Source organism: Colwellia sp. MB02u-14, assembly GCF_014076915.1.
GTDB lineage: Bacteria > Pseudomonadota > Gammaproteobacteria > Enterobacterales > Alteromonadaceae > Colwellia_A.
On the sequence record NZ_JACGUX010000086.1, the window covers coordinates 58,968 to 76,384 of the forward strand.

General features: G+C 40.8%; 16 protein-coding genes and 4 pseudogenes. 7 read left to right on the plus strand and 13 right to left on the minus strand.

Going from position 1 to position 17,417, the window contains the following annotated elements:
* Nucleotides 1–121: 121 nt before the first annotated feature.
* From H4J52_RS16285 to H4J52_RS16320, 8 genes and pseudogenes are all read right to left on the minus strand, one after another.
* Nucleotides 122–650: pseudogene (locus tag H4J52_RS16285) on the minus strand (sigma-70 family RNA polymerase sigma factor).
* Between the two features lie 598 nt (nt 651–1,248).
* A pseudogene (locus H4J52_RS16290) lies at nt 1,249–1,623 on the minus strand (IclR family transcriptional regulator C-terminal domain-containing protein); the annotation flags it as partial.
* A 295-nt stretch (nt 1,624–1,918) separates the two neighbouring features.
* On the minus strand, nt 1,919–3,001 hold the full coding sequence (locus H4J52_RS16295; RefSeq protein ID WP_182178822.1) for a hypothetical protein: 1,083 nt from the start codon (nt 2,999–3,001) through the stop codon (nt 1,919–1,921).
* Nucleotides 3,002–3,849: 848 nt separating this feature from the next.
* Nucleotides 3,850–5,514, minus strand: coding sequence for an ATP-binding protein (locus H4J52_RS16300; protein WP_182223393.1), 1,665 nt, complete (start codon nt 5,512–5,514; stop codon nt 3,850–3,852).
* Nucleotides 5,501–6,061 carry a heme NO-binding domain-containing protein gene (locus tag H4J52_RS16305; protein WP_259367875.1) on the minus strand — a complete coding sequence of 187 codons (561 nt, stop codon included), beginning with the start codon at nt 6,059–6,061 and terminating at the stop codon, nt 5,501–5,503. The genes H4J52_RS16300 and H4J52_RS16305 overlap by 14 nt, the downstream gene beginning before the upstream one ends.
* A gap of 56 nt (nt 6,062–6,117) precedes the next feature.
* A complete protein-coding gene (locus H4J52_RS16310) occupies nt 6,118–7,191 on the minus strand; it encodes an HD domain-containing phosphohydrolase (protein ID WP_182178816.1) in 1,074 nt (357 codons plus the stop codon).
* Nucleotides 7,192–7,209: 18 nt separating this feature from the next.
* Nucleotides 7,210–7,584 (minus strand): response regulator, encoded by a 375-nt coding sequence (locus tag H4J52_RS16315; RefSeq protein ID WP_310649993.1) that lies wholly within the window; start codon nt 7,582–7,584, stop codon nt 7,210–7,212.
* A 650-nt stretch (nt 7,585–8,234) separates the two neighbouring features.
* Nucleotides 8,235–8,384 (minus strand): DDE-type integrase/transposase/recombinase, encoded by a 150-nt coding sequence (locus H4J52_RS16320; protein ID WP_310649994.1) that lies wholly within the window; start codon nt 8,382–8,384, stop codon nt 8,235–8,237.
* Between the two features lie 237 nt (nt 8,385–8,621).
* On the opposite strand from H4J52_RS16320, the gene H4J52_RS16325 reads away from it, so the two are divergent.
* The 7 genes and pseudogenes from H4J52_RS16325 to H4J52_RS20140 all read left to right on the plus strand — a co-directional run bounded on the left by H4J52_RS16325 (nt 8,622) and on the right by H4J52_RS20140 (nt 14,175).
* On the plus strand, nt 8,622–9,674 hold the full coding sequence (locus H4J52_RS16325) for a hypothetical protein (protein ID WP_182178814.1): 1,053 nt from the start codon (nt 8,622–8,624) through the stop codon (nt 9,672–9,674).
* Nucleotides 9,675–9,811: 137 nt separating this feature from the next.
* The gene (locus H4J52_RS16330) at nt 9,812–10,246 is read left to right on the plus strand and encodes a YfiR family protein (RefSeq protein ID WP_259366638.1); all 435 of its coding nucleotides are present in this window, start codon (nt 9,812–9,814) and stop codon (nt 10,244–10,246) included.
* On the plus strand, nt 10,246–11,703 hold the full coding sequence (locus H4J52_RS16335; protein WP_182225182.1) for an ATP-binding protein: 1,458 nt from the start codon (nt 10,246–10,248) through the stop codon (nt 11,701–11,703). The genes H4J52_RS16330 and H4J52_RS16335 overlap by 1 nt, the downstream gene beginning before the upstream one ends.
* Nucleotides 11,704–11,873: 170 nt before the next feature.
* The gene (gene tnpA / locus H4J52_RS16340; protein ID WP_182178810.1) at nt 11,874–12,200 is read left to right on the plus strand and encodes an IS66 family insertion sequence element accessory protein TnpA; all 327 of its coding nucleotides are present in this window, start codon (nt 11,874–11,876) and stop codon (nt 12,198–12,200) included.
* Nucleotides 12,197–12,526: an IS66 family insertion sequence element accessory protein TnpB gene (tnpB, locus tag H4J52_RS16345; protein WP_182178808.1), complete on the plus strand. Its 330-nt coding sequence runs from the start codon at nt 12,197–12,199 to the stop codon at nt 12,524–12,526. The genes tnpA and tnpB overlap by 4 nt, the downstream gene beginning before the upstream one ends.
* Before the next feature lie 134 nt (nt 12,527–12,660).
* A pseudogene (gene tnpC / locus H4J52_RS16350) lies at nt 12,661–14,004 on the plus strand (IS66 family transposase); the annotation flags it as partial.
* Between the two features lie 36 nt (nt 14,005–14,040).
* Entirely contained in the window at nt 14,041–14,175 is a 135-nt protein-coding gene (locus H4J52_RS20140) for a transposase domain-containing protein (RefSeq protein WP_310649995.1), read from the plus strand.
* Between the two features lie 8 nt (nt 14,176–14,183).
* Here H4J52_RS20140 and H4J52_RS16355 read toward each other — a convergent pair.
* The 5 genes and pseudogenes from H4J52_RS16355 to H4J52_RS16375 form a co-directional block, all read right to left on the minus strand.
* Nucleotides 14,184–14,624: pseudogene (locus tag H4J52_RS16355) on the minus strand (transposase); the annotation flags it as partial.
* A gap of 169 nt (nt 14,625–14,793) precedes the next feature.
* Nucleotides 14,794–14,913: a heme NO-binding domain-containing protein gene (locus H4J52_RS16360; protein WP_310649992.1), complete on the minus strand. Its 120-nt coding sequence runs from the start codon at nt 14,911–14,913 to the stop codon at nt 14,794–14,796.
* A gap of 47 nt (nt 14,914–14,960) precedes the next feature.
* Nucleotides 14,961–16,034 (minus strand): HD domain-containing phosphohydrolase, encoded by a 1,074-nt coding sequence (locus tag H4J52_RS16365; RefSeq protein ID WP_182178806.1) that lies wholly within the window; start codon nt 16,032–16,034, stop codon nt 14,961–14,963.
* Between the two features lie 18 nt (nt 16,035–16,052).
* Entirely contained in the window at nt 16,053–16,406 is a 354-nt protein-coding gene (locus H4J52_RS16370) for a response regulator (protein WP_259366637.1), read from the minus strand.
* Nucleotides 16,407–16,421: 15 nt separating this feature from the next.
* Nucleotides 16,422–17,417 (minus strand): ATP-binding protein (locus H4J52_RS16375; RefSeq protein WP_220461109.1); only part of this gene is annotated, 996 nt, incomplete at its 5' end.

The following is a 17,417-nucleotide window of genomic DNA, read 5'->3' on the forward strand; positions in this document are numbered from 1 at the left end:
TGCGTCACTGATCAGCAGAAATTGCATCATCAGTTTTTGAAAGCGCTGTCGAGCAGGTCCACGCAAAGTACCGAGTACATATTCTGCAGCAAGCGTGTTTTTGAGGTCTCAGATTGATAATTCATGGCGTTAAACAACTCTGTAAGCTCATAAGACCACGTCTTATCCAGCGTTTAAGGTACCCAATGGATTATTTCGGTGTTTAACCACCTTTTGATGAGAGCAACCATTAAAGTAAGCTAAGTAAATAACTTGTCGTTGCTGAAGATCTAACTGCTTAAACATTTATCGAGTAAGAGTTGTTCTGAGTCACTAATTTTGTCATCGGTGTTGAGATCGAAGCTTTTATTCTCAACGAGTTCATCTGCTTTTCTAATTTTGTGATAACGTAAAATGTCCAGCGCGCGATAACGTACAATACTGACCATCTAGGTCAACACTGTGCCCTTAACGGTAAGATATTCCAATGCGTTATGCCAAATACGGACGTAAACTTCCTGCAAGGCGTTTTTAGACAACTCTCTTCGTATTAACATTTTCAAACTTACCGCATAGAGCTATTTACTGGTCGCTTAATACAGTTGAGAAAATGCCTGTTTGTCACCTTGGGCTGACGCACTAAGTAACGCTAAGTGCTGTTCATGTTCCATTATTTGTTACTATTTTTAAGGAAAACTTACGTATACGCACGAGATACTCACCTAAAGAGTCATGATTTAGCTACCACCAGACTTGCAGTAAAATAAATGGTAATACTCTACTAATAGAAAATTTATAGCGTAAGAGAAAAAATAGTAGGAACAAATGTGGATCGTCATAAATAATGAAATGGCATCACCTTATGAGAAAATTTGACATATTATTTACGTTTTGTGATTATCTCTAATCTTTGAAATAAATCCCCTTATAATCACCAATGCTAAAAGGCTAAAAGGCTAAACTAATGATTAAAGTAACCAACTCTATTTTTATGTCAGCTATCTTCAGGGATAACTGATATAAAAAGTAATTTTCTATGGCATTTCACCCCAGACCGCCATAGTTTTTTTGTACAAGCATGTCAACATGCCTTTTTCTATTACTATATGAATTATAATAGTTATTCTCTATCATTATATACCTGAAAAAAAAATCCATTCTGGTTTAATAACATCGAGGACTTAGTTCAAATGTGAGCAAGTCAAAATAGTTAATCAATAATTGGAAGCAATTCATCGTCAGTATTACGATGTTTGAATCGCTGGCCAATTATTGCTTTTTGAGTAGTTCACCTAATTCGATAGTTGCCTGGCGTAATACTGATTCAAAAGCGAGTAACTCATCTAAACTTTTACGAATCACGAGAGCATGGGTAAAAAGACAGGCAAACAACCTGCCATCCTCATCTTTAATAGGTACCGCACAAGCAACCATACCATCGACAAATTCTTCGTTATCCGTTCCTAGCTCATTACCCCCAATTTTTAACAGCTCACTTTCTAATAACTCACGGTTAATCAAGGTATTACATGCCAAATTATCCAGTGATAATTTACTGACAATACGGTGACGACGCTCTGTGGGTAGAGAACTTAAATAAAGTTTACCGCTGGCAGTACACCATACCGGCGTATGACTGCCAACAGGTAAATAAACTGCTTTCTAATGATCTCTTTGGCCACATTCGAGATATTAGCTTTTATATCGATAACGCCACTTTAACAGGCTAAAAGTGATCATTTAAAGAGCAAAAAATTCTTATTTACCGTCCTCCTTAATATTACAATCGAACTACTTAGAAGTGTAAATTAGAAAAAGTATACAAATAACCCTTTTACGTCTACAAGAAATGAAAGCAATATCATATCGTGTTCCGAACCGCCTACGTCATTACATAAATATAATCGAGAGCCACATTTGGTTTTAAATAATATAGCAATTAATAAAAATGGTTCCAAGTAATTAAACAGATTAACAATGTGTAAATTGGCCAAAAACTAACTTTAAGTAAAATACCATCATTAGCAAATAAACCTTTTGTTGTAGCCTTTTCTCTAGAGTTAAACGTATAAATAGTAAATGCAGTAGATACTATGAAAAAATAGCTCACTAAATAAAAATATTCGATATAGACAATTCCCTCCCCTGGAAAATGTTTTCTAACATCTATATGCGCAATTAATATAACAAAGAAAATTGCGGCACAACTACCGATAGAGGATGAAACGCTAGCACTAAATTTAGAACTAAGATGCTTATTTGAAGTCATCATAAGTACTAAGCTATATAACAAAAAAATACTAACCAATAGTAAAGTTATATTAATCATGAATGCGCTAAGAAAGTCCCGTTCAATGACAATATTAAACGTGAGTTCTGGTAAGTTCGTTTTGGGGTGGTCATTATGCAAACCAAAATCAGTATCAAAATTAAGTCTCATGTAGCTAAAGAAAGACTCATTTAAAGCCCAACCTGAGAGTACAATATCCTGTGAAATACCAAATGTAGATAATTTAGCGGTACTATCGTAAGAATTAAGTGATGGTACTAGAATCAAATTACTATTAAAATTATCAGGCAGGATTTTTAACCATACTGTTTTATGATCAATAGGGTAATTTTTATAACTGAAACTTTGTCGTAAATCTACTTCAAAATACCAACCAACAACGGTTATACCAGCAATAACATCACGATAAGCTTCTTTCATTATTACATTACCGATAGAGTTAGGGAATATAACCCCTGGTTTGTGCTTTTCTAAAATTTCAGCACTAAACTCTTGCCATACATAACCACTAAGGTGAACATCATTTGGCCCAGTAAATTCTAGTGAGTCAATAAATACACCTGTAGGTATTTGGTCACTTTTATGTTGCCCATAATCTAATAAGCTATTGAAAACTGCATCTTGATCAACTAGTTGATGAGCGTTGTGTGTAAAGTTGCTATGTTGCTGGTACCACTGGAAAGCGATCAAAAATGTAAATACACACGTTAGTGTGAATGATAATAATTTCATATAAATCCATTGCAAATAATTATTAATAATGTGTTAGTAAACTGAAACTTAAAAATCTTAAGCTACTTAATTTAATGCTTTATCATATTAAATATTTTCTTCTTTATGAATCTAGCACCGCCTGTTAACTAGCATGTAGAATGACTCCTTTTCATAAATCCCCCCTAAATTAGAGGGAGGTCAAAATTTTAGTAATTTTGACTCAATTAGTTATTATATCTCCTTAACACCCTGATAACGCGAAGAATTGGTTGTATAAAATATTTAGGGACAAAAAGGCAGGCTTATTTTTGTATTATTGAATAGCTTATTATACTTATTATTACAACTAAGTCCTCTGTTGGCATATTAACAAGAGTTACAGCACCGTTACCATTATTTTTAACACCTGACTTAGCTCTTACATCATAATGTACTTCATGAGCTATAACAGCAGATAATTGATTTTTTATTATGTCGATAGGGGCTTATTGGTCAGTATCTAACATTATGTCAGTGAGGTATGGTGTAGTTATACCTCCTAAAATACCGCTTTTATTTCTATATACTTCGGAGCATTAGCATAAAAATGGGTCTGTATTGCTTAATAAGTGTTGGAAGACACGAACATTTTATGATGAATCAAAATTTTTGAAAGTGTTAAAAGAAAGAAATTCGCCTCTTTTAAAAACATAAACTCTTGTTGAATGACTCAATGCATGAAGCGGGCGTTAGCCACAATTTCGATTAATGGAATTCGCGTAAAAAACAGGTGGATACTCAACTTTCTAGTCCGATTATGGGTTGTCTGGATTTCGATTGATTTTTCTACCACTTGGCTCACTCTGATTGGCCTAATCCCGATTGCCTTAGTGATGTATCGTGGGTAGGATGATTTCGAACTTGGCGCCGCCGCTGGTATTCAACACAACGATCTTACCACCCATCTCATTAACTATACCGTAAGACACCGACAACCCCAGTCCAGCCCCTTTACCAACCACCTTAGTGGTGAAAAACGGATCGAAGATATTCTCAAGTAATTCCACAGGAACACCTGATCCATTGTCTTCAACGCTAATACTCACCTGCCCCTGTGGCTCGAACACCACGACAATCTGGATGCGTTTCCGTCCCCCCCCAGAAGGATGCGCAATCAGCTCGTCACTCGCGTTGCGAATAAGGCTCAGTAGCACCTGCTCGAACCGAAGCGCATATCCAAACACCTTCGCACCTACCTCAGTGGGTAGAGCCAACACCAACTCAATCCTAGACAACTTTAACTGCTCACCGATCATACCGATCGCGCCTCTCACGGCATCACGAGGGTCAAATGGCTGAGCAACTTCACTAGAATCGCGGCCGAACGATCTCAGGTGGCCGATGATTTTCGACGCGCGAACAACACTTTCCCTGATACGCTGCATCTTCTCCAACTGGTATTCTGGGTCAAATTCGCCGCGCTTGAGAGTTCTCTCAACGTTGCCTGCCGCCATTGATATTATGTTAAGCGGCTGGTTGAGTTCGTGCGCCACTCCGGTGGCCATATCTCCCAGGCTGGCGAGCTTGCTCGAGTTTACCAGTTGCGCCTGCAACTTTTTATGCTCGCTGATATCCCTAATCACCATAGCGATCCCACCGCTATGAGTCACCTGCTCACGAATATTGAGTGTCTTACCCCCAGCTATGACTATCTCACATTCGCTTGGCAAAGAGCGATGAGCTACCATGCGTTTGGCGACCCATTCTTCACAGTCTATGATGTGCGTAATAATCTCGCCAGCGTCAAACAAACGCCTTAGATAATCCTCAAACAGTACACCGGTTTGTACCGAATCGATGACTTTCTCGTGCATGTGCCGGTATTCCGAGTTGGTGAATACAAAGCGGTCATCACTGTCTAGAAATGCAATTCCCTCCTCAAGCTGGTTAATGGTATCAACCACCTCAGACATTTCATCGCGATTTCGGAGCAGTTCGCCAGTCAGCTGGTTCATCTGTTCTTCCTGCTTTTTCAGGTTTTCGTTGGCTAACCGAAGTGCACTTCGCTGGGCGGTTAGCTTGCCGGAGAGCTTATTCGCGTCCTCGAGTGCCATCTTGTTTACCTGGAATAGCTGGAGCATGTCAACGACCACATCGTGGGTGGCAAAATCCGCGAAACTAAGTTTATGTATGGCGATCTCGGAAGCGTCGATAAACCAAGGTGTGCCGAGAAACAGCAACACACTCTCGCGAGGTAAAAATACGAACTCGCCACGCAACTTGAGATCACTGGCAAGGTGTTTAATAAGGAAAAATGATCCGGCATTTTCGAGCACCCAGTTGACACAGAAAACACCCTCTGGTCGGATCGATTCAAATAGCTTATCCATACTCGCGCTGGGGAGGATATCAGCACAAATACGTTGTAGTGTTGTTCCAACCTGCAGTATTTCCATCTGCATGTTCAACACTAAGTGGAAAGGGAACGCTGCGGCAAACTGCTGTGGCGGAAGGCCAAACTGAGATGTTGAGCACGGGTTATTTTTTTTCATTCGATTGCTCATTTGACCACTTGACATCAAAAACATCGTGATCTGCACCTTGTTCCTTGGATTCGACCAGGTGAACAATAACCGGTGTATTGAACAACTTGCCCAGGCCGTGCATCAAACCAATGACAAAATGCACTAAGCCTGCGCGGTGCGTACGATAGTGCAGCTTTAGTGAGTTTTCAGTTACATCTGTACACTCGAAACCGGGCGGTTTCAGGTTAGGAAACAGCATCTTCACCCTTGAATGAAAGCCCGGCAAGTTGGCCAGGAACTCGGGCAATGAGCTACCGTTGGCCTGCATCAAACCGCCGTAACCTTTCTGCGCTGTATGCAGTACCCAGTGTTCACCGAATGCCTCAAGAACGGTTTCTGCAGGAATATTCAGTACCTCACTTGCCGCATTCACCAGCTGGAAAGTCATTTTGTCTGGGTACGCTTCGTTGCTCATGAATACGTCTATGTCGACCCCTGCACAGGACTTAATATCTTCCCATACCGGCTCGCCAAATTTCATGCAGACCATATCTTCCACTGCTTTATTAACCATTCCGTACATAATATATCCTCTTATCTTTAAGACCTGATAAATGTTTTACCCTGCTTTTAATCAGCAAGACCTTTATAAATTGCATCGAACTGTTCAGAATTGTTGCGTAAAATGTCCAACATTTGCGGATCAAAATGCGACGGTTCAGTTCGTCCGTCACCATCAAGCATGATTGACAACGTTTTTTCTTGATCAAACTCCGCTTTGTAAGGACGTTTTGACCTAAGCGCGTCATAAACGTCAACCACAGCGACAATACGAGCTTCAATGGGGATTTCTGTTCCTTTGAGACCTCTAGGGTAACCTCCTCCATTCCAACGTTCATGATGATTTTTTGCAATCGTTGCTGCCATTTTCATGACTGAATGTTCTGCATGAGACAAAATATTATAACCATTTTGTGAATGCTCTTTCATAATTGCGACTTCATCAGCGTCGAGTTTTCCGGGTTTCAATAAAATAATTTCGGGCGTGCCGATCTTGCCTATGTCATGCAGTGGGGCGGCTAACAACATCATATGTTGACGCTCTTCTGACCAGCCAAGTTGTTTAGCCATAAATTTGGAATACTCACCAATTCGCTTTATATGATAACCCGTTTCAGGATCTTTGAATTCGGCTGCCACAGCAAGGCATGTCAACGCTTCGTCATACGCATCTTCAACATCCTTTAGAAGGTTGCGAACCTTAATCGTTTTTGCATGTACATCAGCTTCAAGACTAGCTTGGTAATACTCTTTTGTGCGCCTCAAAATGACCAGTTCTTCTGCTCGACGGACGACATGGCAAAGGTGTTCAATATCAATCGGTTTTTCAATAAAATCCAAAACACCCAATTTCAATGCAGAAATAGCTTCTGCTGACCCACCGTGTCCCGTCATAATGATAAACTCCACATTACGATTTTTGCAGTTTTCTTCTTTAGCCTCGCGGATCATTTGAATACCGTCCTTCCCCGGCATTTGAATATCTGTAAGGACAATAGCAATCTCATTATCACTTCGAAGAATATTGAGCGCTTCTTCTCCATTGGCTGCTTCACAACATTCATATCCTTCCGCGCTGATCGTTTCGAGTAGTTCTTCACGAATATATGCTTCGTCGTCGACTATTAAAATTTTTGTTATCAAGGTGAATTTTCCTTAGATTTAATTTTCAAGCCTTAATTTAATAGTATCTATCAGTTCATCAATATCTAATGGTTTACGTATAAAAGCAAAACCTTGCTTTATGACACTATCTTCAACGTCAGAGCTGCCATGCCCAGACATGACTATAAAACAAAGCTTGTTATTAAACTCTTCCTTTAGAATGTCGACTAGATCTAACCCCGACTGTCCAGGCATTCTCAAGTCTGTTAATATTAGGGCAATATCAGGATTGTCACGCACTATTTTTAGTGCATCCGATACATTGCTTGCAGTTAGAGAATCATAGCCTTCAAATTCCAATGCTTCTGAGGCCTCTTCAAGTATTTCGTCGTTACAAACGTCAATATCAAAGAAAAGAATATTGTAATAAATACAATTATATTGCTCTGTTTCTTCATCACATCAGCATCATTTATCATTAATTGTCCTTCATCATATCTATCTATAGAATCCATTCTCACGTGCTTGACTTATAAAATAATATATCCGCATATTTTGGCCTGACACTATAGTCGCATTAAAACCTTTTAATTATAGATCAGCAATCTCAGGTTTGCTGAACAGGTAAAATAAAACGTCATTTTTTATGAAATAAAAATACACCTTGCTTAGTTTTCCTCTCATTTACCAGTTTATTATATCTTTGAGGGAGTGAAAATTGGCTATTTTACGTCTATTAATCAACCGTTTTCACGTATTTCAGAATTCAAGACAAGCGTCTCGGGCTGTTGTGCAAACCAGTTTTGCTTATGATGATGAACGGCTTCTATTCAAACCAATCTACCTGAGGCGGTGCTCGACTTTGTGGGGCAATAATTCGACGACTTCGTCATTGTTTGTATTCAGGTGACTGAATATCTTTTGGATCACCAATGAATGTTCATTAAACACTTCCCAGTATCTAACTCCTGCGGGGCAGCATTCGCTGTGCAAATCGGCTTATTTGCCGATTTGTCAATGCTCGCAATAACCTCCCATCACCGCATTTCTCACAGGTTTCTCTGGTTCATGACGTTCATACTTTACCATCCCCTCTGTTCTGGCATCGCTGAATAACTGCGCAATTTACCGGTGACTATCTTGATTGGCGCGATCCGCTGGCCTTTGAGAAATTTTCTAAAGAATCGATTCGCCGCTTTTTTGTCTCTACATTTCTGAACCAGAATGTCAATTTCTTAAATTGCTGCCTATAATAAACTTATTGTGTTGACTAAGGATAGGTGGCTTATTGAGCCATAGCATAGTAAGAGCATTACTTGGAGGTATTTTATACGCGCCGTGTGGGGTATAGGCTTCAGTTCCTTTAATTTGAAATTGACACTGGCTAATATGCCTTTCGTATCCTCAAGTAATACTCTGGAGGGCTAATGTATCCATTAGCGTATTGAGTAGTCTATGAGGTATTTAAAATGAAATATATACAGCTGATGTTAATTATTTTTAGTGCTAATTGTTTTGCACAAAGTACACCGTCTGAAATGGCTGAAATGAGCCTCCAGGAGCTTTTTTTTGAAAATATTTATGAGGTCGGTGCGACTTCACCATGGACATTGGCCGCTCAATTCAAAGCCGTGGGATTTCAAGGCTATCTTGATGGTACCCGACCGGTAGGCAATGACGAGGTGCTATGGGATGGACCGATGGGTGTTGAACCGCGAACGGCTCAAAACTTCCCCGTTGTACCCACTGTCATCACTCAAAATGCCACTGTTTTATCACTGGGTTATAAGTTAAGTTCTCAATGGCAGGGGAGTATATCGGTCCCCTATATTAATCAAGAAACTGACCACATCAGCAGTGTTCCCGGCTACAGTAATTTCAAAATTAAAACCAGCGGAATAGGGGATGTTGCGGCTGTAGCGCTCTACCGCTGGTACAGTTCCAATGAGGGAGTTTGGGGATTTTCGTTTGGCGTGTCCCTGCCAACCGGTTCTATCGATGAGGAGGGAGATACGCCACGCCCGACCGAGGATGATAAGGAGCCGCTTCCATATACCATGCAACTGGGCTCAGGCACCTATGATTTCCCGTTTGCAATAAATTATCAATATGGTGGTGCACATGACATCAGCGTCGGTCTGTCGGCTAGAATACGGACTGGCACGAATGATAGGGACTATCGTCTGGGTAACAATTATAGTCTGAATGGCCGTTATCAATTTGACCTATCTCCAAGACTCCAACCCTTTATCGGGGCGGACTTTGAGTACAGCGAAAAAATTCATGGACAGGATGATTCTCTAATAATGCTTGGACTGCCTGTTTCTCCTTATCCTGCCTCAATCACAAACCCAAAACTTTTTGGCGGCAAAACAATTCATCTTAAGCTTGGCCTTTTATGGCGTCTGGCCAAGGACTATCGACTCACAGTAGAAATTGGCGCGCCTCTTTATAAAAAACTCAATGGGCCACAGCCAAAAGAGAATTGGCAAATGACTATTAATATTTCAAGCGTACTGTGATGTTATTAGCTGTGTTGAACCTATTTAGCCAACCTTTGAAAGCGCTATTCAGACAGCTCTTCGTAGGCATATTCTGCCTTTTATTATGTTTTTCAATCAACGCCGAGGATTCCTTAAGTAAGGAAGATAAATTAAAAATGGCCTATATATGGCACTTCATCAGTTTTATTAATTGGCGAGAATTAGAGTCGGTCAAGCGGCCTTATGAAATACGAGTTTGTATAGACGGACCGAATAATTTTTTGGCATTTTTTCGCCAAGTAGTTGGAAGCAGGCAAGCTGGAGACTTGGAACGGTCAATCGTAGTATTGCAACTCAATACCGCAAGAAAATGTGAGTTAATTTACGTTAGGTATGCGAACAAAAAAACAGCATTGAAGCTTATTGATGCCCAGAGTCTGAGTGGCAGTACTGTCATCGTAGCCGATACATCCAGTATTTATTTTCCCGATGCATCCATAATTTTTTACATAGAAAATAAAAAACTACGCTTTGAAGTTAATCTAAAGAAAATCGATTCTTTGAATGTTGATATTAGCTCGGAATTATTAAAGCTGGCAAGGATCAAGTGATGAGTCCTCCGAAAAAAAATAGGATTGGATTTTTTTATAGACGACTTATCGCTGTGGTTGCAATTAATGTTCTCCCGCTTCTCGTCCTTTCTGGACTGTTATACTCATATATTATGAGTGATTACAAAAGTAATTTAATAGCGTTGATGAACAACCAGATCATGTTATTGGCAACAACTAGCGAGTCCGCATTATTGTTTGATGATGCTGAAGCTGGGGAAAGAGTGCTATCAACACTCGAGCTGAATGAAACTATCCAGTACACACAAATTTATAATGCCGACAATCAATTATTTGCTCAATATAGACATCCTGAAATGATTAATGACACGGTTATTGAGCATTTTGATAAGGCTGTAGAGTTCAAAAATAATAATATTTATCTAAACTATAAAATAATGAAGAACGGAGAATATCTCGGTCTTATTGTGATGTCTGCAAGCACAGAGGGTTTAGCTGCTCAAAAAGACCATCTCCTCCTGATCTCAGTTTTGACTCTTTTAGGTAGTTTTATATTGGCCTCTTTACTGAACTGGACACTGCAAAAAAGACTGAACACCCCGATCAGAGACTTGATTAGTTTGGTCCACTATGTCACAAAGCATAAAAGATACCATAAGCGACTTGCTACAGATCAAAACAACGAATTCGGCGACATCATAGCATGGGTTAATACCATGCTAAACACCATGGAACTCCATGAGAACGAACGCAAAGCCTCCTCAGCCAAAATCATTCAAGCATCAAAATTAGCTACACTCGGTGAAATGGCGACATCAGTCGCGCATGAACTAAACCAACCACTAAACATCATTCGCATGGCTGCTGAGAATTGCCGCCGCAAAGTTTCTACCGGCACCGCTGACACCGAATACCTATACGGTAAACTGAGCCGCATTGAGCAGCAGACTGCTCGAGCAGCTGCAATCATCGATCACATGCGGATGTTCGGGCGCAAGGCAGAGGAAGACCCAGCGCCAGTTGATCCTCGAAAGGTGGTAACGAATTCGCTTAACCTCATGGGAGAGCAATTGAGGTTGGCTGGAATTAAGCTGGTGACCGAGCTTGCCGAAGACTGTCCCTTTGTTTTGGGTCATACTATTCAGTTGGAACAAGTGCTCTTGAACCTTCTCACTAATGCCAGAGATGCCATTGTTCAAAGAGAGGGCGAGGCGAAGATTACATTACGGGTATTTTTCGACGATGAAGGTGTCCATATTTGCACTGAGGATACCGGCGGGGGTATTCCCGAAGAGATTCTGCCGCGCATCTTCGAGCCATTCTTCACAACAAAAGAGATGGGCAAGGGTACGGGCTTAGGACTGTCTGTAGGTTATGGGATTATTCGTGATATGAACGGCACCATTGTCGTTGAAAACATCGATAATGGTGCCCGCTTTAAGATCCTTCTGCCGAGTGTTCGGAGTATAAGTAAAATAAAACCTCATTTTTCATAAAATCAAAATACAGGATGCCTCATACTTTCCATATTGACATCTATTTTATATTTTTAAAGGAGTGAAAGTCGGCTATTTTCGTCTATTAATCGTAAGCCCCTTATAAACCGCATTATTCCCCCATCAATAACATTCACTTATGATCACTTTAATTATTTAAAGAGATCATCATGCGACGAACACCACAGCAATGGCTTACACTTTTTGAAACCCAAAGGGAAAGCCATTTATCAATAAAACAATTTTGCCTTGAGCAAGGTATACCGACCTCTAGCTTTTACAAACAAAAAGCAGTGGCAACACCTGTAACATCAATAGCTGCTAGAGAGGCAACAGTCATGACATCACCTTGTTCTCAAGTTCACTTGGCCGAGCCTGTGCTGAAAAATACCAACCCCCTACGTGATATTAAACTAAACATCGGTAACATTGAGCTGACACTCGACAGTCAAACTGAGGTGAATTGGCTCGTCAATTTAATGGGGCAACTCGCATGAAGATGTTTATTCAGCCTTCTGCCGTTTATTTACGTCGTGATCCCGTTGATTTTAGAAAACAAATTGATGGCCTTGCCGCCATTGTTGAATTAACGATGAAGGAGTCATTAGGCTCGGGCGCTCTATTTGTTTTCTGCTCGAAACAACGCAATAAATTGAAGCTACTTTACTGGGATAAAACGGGGTTTTGTTTGTGGTACAAATGCCTTGAAAAAGATAAGTTCAAGTGGCCTAAAAAACATGATTTAGCGACGATTAACATTGATGAAGAACAGTTGCATTGGTTGCTGCGAGGCGTTGATATTAAGTGCGATAAAACCCCATAAAAACATCGAGCTTGACTCGGCTTTCCAGGTGTTTTTTATAATATTTCCATTCAAATAAACCGCTTACGTTCAATAACGAGCAATTAACTCAGCGTATTTTATCGCTAGAAGCTCAGTTGTCTGAGCAGAAAAGTGTGCTTGATGATAATGAAAAATCACTCTTAAAAAAAGACGCTCAACTTAACAAAAAAGACGCCCAGCTTACTAAGAAATCAGATAAAATCGCCACCTTAGAAGAATACATTCGTTACATGACTCAGCAACGTTTTGGTGCGTCGAATGAAAAGTGGTCTCCCGACCAACTAGGTTTATTCGACGAAGCTGAAATATTAAGTGATGAAGATGACGCACAAGAAAGTACAACGCTTGTGCCTGCTCACCAGCGTAAAAAGAAACGCCTATCAATCCCTGATGATTTGCCCGTTACCGATATTATTCATGACTTAGCGGAAGATGAAAAGTTTTGTCCGCATGATAATCAAGTGCTAAGACATTTTGGTGATGAATGCCATAAGCAGCTCGATTATACCCCTGCTAAGGTAACCGTTTTAAACCACGTACGCCGTAAATATAGGTGTCCGTGTTGTAATGATTATTTTGTTACCGCTAAAAAGCCCGCGCAACCGATTGAAAAATCTATTGCCAGTCCAAGATTATTATCGCAAATCGCCACGCATAAATATTGTGACGGCTTACCACTTTATCGTCAAAGCAACCTCATTTTTAAACGCCTAGGCGTCGAGCTAGACTCAACCAGTATGGCGAACTGGATGATTAAGTGTGGCCAATTAGTGCAACCCCTGATTAATTTAGGACTTGATGTATTAAGGGCGCAAGACGTGCTTTTCATGGATGAAACCGTGACTCAAGTACTCAAAGAAGAAGAGCGTCGCGCGAGCCAACAAAGTCGCATGTGGATAATGACCAATAATACCGAGCAGCGGATGGTCTTGTTTCATTACAGCCCCACCAGAGAAACCAGCGTAGCTGCACTGATGTTAGGTGACTTTAGTGGTACGTTAATGACAGATGGTTATGCCGTTTACGACGCGGTTGCTAAAACCAATGGCTTAACGCATTTAGGTTGTTGGGCACATGCTAGGCGTTATTTTAAGGAAGCGAGTGATGCACAACCTAAAGGTACCTCGGGGAAACCTGAGGAAGCGCTGTCTTACATTCAAAAACTCTTTCGTATTGAAGCAGGAATAAAAGCAGTCACAACCGATGAAAAATATGCCGTTCGGCAAAAAGAAAGCGTCCCTATATTAGCGGCGTTAAAGAAGTAGCTCGATAAATCGTTAAAGCATCCGGTAAAATCAGCGAAGTTAACCAAGGCACTCACCTATTTAAGCAATCAGTGGTACAAACTGAGCCAGTATACGGAGAATGGCGCGTGGCCGATGGATAATAATCATGCTAAAAATTGCATTAGGCCTTTTGTGGTAGGTCGAAAAAACTGGCTATTCTCTGTGAGCGTAGAGGGAGTCAAGGCGAGTGCTAATTTATACAGCTTGGTGGAAAGCGCAAAAGCGAACAACCTAGAGCCGTCAGCTTATTTAAAAACCGTCTTCACGTTATTTCCTCAGGCAAAAACCGTAGAAGAGGTTGAAGCATTACTACCTTGGAATATCAATAAGGCGGTTGGTTAGGGGCTTACAATGTACTCGTTCAGATTACGCATAAACCAGCTGATGTCGTATAAGCGTTGCCGATATCGCTCAACGGTTTCATCAAAGGTGATTAACTCTCCCGGACTAAGTATCTCGCCCTTGAGGTATTTATGAGTGAGCAATGTGCCTTTGTGTAACTGATGGTAACGGCTTAACACCGTTTTGATATCCCAGCTGTCAGCTAGCGCTTTATCCACATACACCACCACATGCGTATGGTTACTCATCACCGCATAGGCACAGATATCAATGGCAAAAAACGTGGCTAAGAACAGCAATCGCTCTTCTACCCGACCACGGCGGTGCTCGTAACTTTGGCCAGAATACTTATCCACACCGCACAGGAAGGAACGGCGAACACAACGAGAAACACAATGATAATAAGGAGTATCAATTAAACTGACTTGGCTTTTTCGAGGCTGGGGCATAAGCCATCTACCTGATTAGAAATGAAACACCCTATAAGCGTAGTTCAATTGAAAAATAGCACTCAGTTTTACAATGGGTGTCTTTCGTTGCAGCCTCTGCGGTCATCTTCAGTACCTTACTTGCCGCGCTCGCGCTCACCAACTAGAAAGTCGTTTCGTCTGGGTACGCTTAGTTGCTCATGAATACGTCTATGTCGACCCCTGCACAGGACTTAATATCTTCCCATACCGGCTCGCCAAATTGCGTGCAGACCATATCTTCCACTGCTTTATTAACCATTCCGTACATAATATATCCTCTTATCTTTAAGACCTGATAAATGTTTTACCCTGTTTTCAATCAGCAAGACCTTTATAAATTGCATCGAACTGTTCAGAATTATTACGTAAAATGTCCAACATTTGTGGGTCAAAATGCGACGGATCAGTTCGACCGTCACCATCAAGCATGATTGACAACGCTTTTTCTTGATCAAACTCCGGTTTGTAAGGACGTTTTGACCTAAGCGCGTCATAAACGTCAACCACAGCGACAATACGAGCTTCAATGGGGATTTCTGTTCCTTTGAGACCTCTAGGGTAACCTCCTCCATTCCAACGTTCATGATGATTTTTTGCAATCGTTGCTGCCATTTTCATGACTGAATGTTCTGCATGAGACAAAATATTATAACCATTTTGTGAATGCTCTTTCATAATTGCGACTTCATCAGCGTCGAGTTTTCCGGGTTTCAATAAAATAATTTCGGGCGTGCCGATCTTGCCTATGTCATGCAGTGGGGCGGCTAACAACATCATATGTTGACGCTCTTCTGACCAGCCAAGTTGTTTAGCCATAAATTTGGAATACTCACCAATTCGCTTTATATGATAACCCGTTTCAGGATCTTTGAATTCGGCTGCCACAGCAAGGCATGTCAACGCTTCGTCATACGCATCTTCAACATCCTTTAGAAGGTTGCGAACCTTAATCGTTTTTGCATGTACATCAGCTTCAAGACTAGCTTGGTAATACTCTTTTGTGCGCCTCAAAATGACCAGTTCTTCTGCTCGACGGACGACATGGCAAAGGTGTTCAATATCAATCGGTTTTTCAATAAAATCCAAAACACCCAATTTCAATGCAGAAATAGCTTCTGCTGACCCACCGTGTCCCGTCATAATGATAAACTCCACATTACGATTTTTGCAGTTTTCTTCTTTAGCCTCGCGGATCATTTGAATACCGTCCTTCCCCGGCATTTGAATATCTGTAAGGACAATAGCAATCTCATTATCACTTCGAAGAATATTGAGCGCTTCTTCTCCATTGGCTGCTTCACAACATTCATATCCTTCCGCGCTGATCGTTTCGAGTAGTTCTTCACGAATATATGCTTCGTCGTCGACTATTAAAATTTTTGTTATCAAGGTGAATTTTCCTTAGATTTAATTTTCAAGCCTTAATTTAATAGTATCTATCAGTTCATCAATATCTAATGGTTTACGTATAAAAGCAAAACCTTGCTTTATGACACTATCTTCAACGTCAGAGCTGCCATGCCCAGACATGACTATAAAACAAAGCTTGTTATTAAACTCTTCCTTTAGAATGTCGACTAGATCTAACCCCGACTGTCCAGGCATTCTCAAGTCTGTTAATATTAGGGCAATATCAGGATTGTCACGCACTATTTTTAGTGCATCCGATACATTGCTTGCAGTTAGAGAATCATAGCCTTCAAATTCCAATGCTTCTGAGGCCTCTTCAAGTATGAAGGGTTCATCATCCACAATTAACATTTTTATTCTTTTCATTTAAATCCCCATCAGATCTATTTTTTGAATGATGTTATTTGTTGTCGGAAGTGTGATAGAAAATTTTGCGCCATCAGTAATATTTTCCGCAATGATAGCGCCGCCCATTTCCAATATAATTCCGTAGCTCACAGATAAGCCTAAGCCGGTTCCTTTGCCCATTTCCTTTGTTGTAAAAAAAGGTTCAAAAATTCGAGAAAGTATATGTTCAGGAATTCCGCCACCAGTATCTTGAGAAGAAATGGTAATTATCTCATCCTTTTCAGTAATACTAAGCGTGATCCTTGAACCCGATATATTGTCTTTCATCGCATCTCTTGCATTGGCCAAAAGATTCAGAATAACTTGCTCCATCTGTATAGTATGTCCCATCACTTTGCTGCATTTTTCAGGGAAATTAGTGACTACTTGAATACCCGCTAGTTTGAGTTGTGCTCCCAGTAAATCGAGGGCATTAGAAACAACCTCGCGAGGATCCACCATTTCTGATTTTTCCTCGGCCTTACGACCGAACATTCTCATATGATCAATAATTGCAGCTGCGCGAGACGTTTGCCCTTCAATACGCACTAATTTTTCAAGTATATACTCAGTGTCTTTGTTACTTTTCTGGCTTTTAATTCTTCGACGACTATTACCTGCAGCCATTCGTATCACATTAAGAGGTTGATTTAACTCATGAGCAACAGAGGTTGCCATTTCGCCAAGCGTGGCCAGTTTTGAAGCCTGAACTACCTGAGCCTGTGATTTCTTAGCTTCTGTAATATCTTGTCCTACGCCCACGACCCCGATAATTTGGCCATAGGCATCCCGTCGAGAAGTGGAGTTCAACAGCACATCCACCCGGTCGCCCGTTTTGGTATACAGCGGAAATTCATAGTTAGCCGACTCTTCACCTTGCAGAGCCTTATCTAGTACCTCTTTAACCGAGGCCTTGTAATCATCGGTGATAAACCCCGCCACCAGATCTTTTCCCATGACATCAATCTTAGCAAA

Excerpts from the sequence above, each read along its gene's own strand:
- H4J52_RS16295 (WP_182178822.1), bottom strand. The coding sequence starts at position 3,001 with ATGAAATTATTATCATTCACACTAACGTGTGTATTTACATTTTTGATC.
- H4J52_RS16300 (WP_182223393.1), bottom strand. The coding sequence starts at position 5,514 with ATGAAAAAAAATAACCCGTGCTCAACATCTCAGTTTGGCCTTCCGCCA.
- H4J52_RS16305 (WP_259367875.1), bottom strand. The coding sequence starts at position 6,061 with ATGGTTAATAAAGCAGTGGAAGATATGGTCTGCATGAAATTTGGCGAG.
- H4J52_RS16325 (WP_182178814.1), top strand. The coding sequence starts at position 8,622 with ATGAAATATATACAGCTGATGTTAATTATTTTTAGTGCTAATTGTTTT.
- H4J52_RS16330 (WP_259366638.1), top strand. The coding sequence starts at position 9,812 with ATGGCCTATATATGGCACTTCATCAGTTTTATTAATTGGCGAGAATTA.
- H4J52_RS16335 (WP_182225182.1), top strand. The coding sequence starts at position 10,246 with ATGAGTCCTCCGAAAAAAAATAGGATTGGATTTTTTTATAGACGACTT.
- tnpA (WP_182178810.1), top strand. The coding sequence starts at position 11,874 with ATGCGACGAACACCACAGCAATGGCTTACACTTTTTGAAACCCAAAGG.
- tnpB (WP_182178808.1), top strand. The coding sequence starts at position 12,197 with ATGAAGATGTTTATTCAGCCTTCTGCCGTTTATTTACGTCGTGATCCC.
- H4J52_RS16360 (WP_310649992.1), bottom strand. The coding sequence starts at position 14,913 with ATGTACGGAATGGTTAATAAAGCAGTGGAAGATATGGTCTGCACGCAA.
- H4J52_RS16370 (WP_259366637.1), bottom strand. The coding sequence starts at position 16,406 with ATGTTAATTGTGGATGATGAACCCTTCATACTTGAAGAGGCCTCAGAA.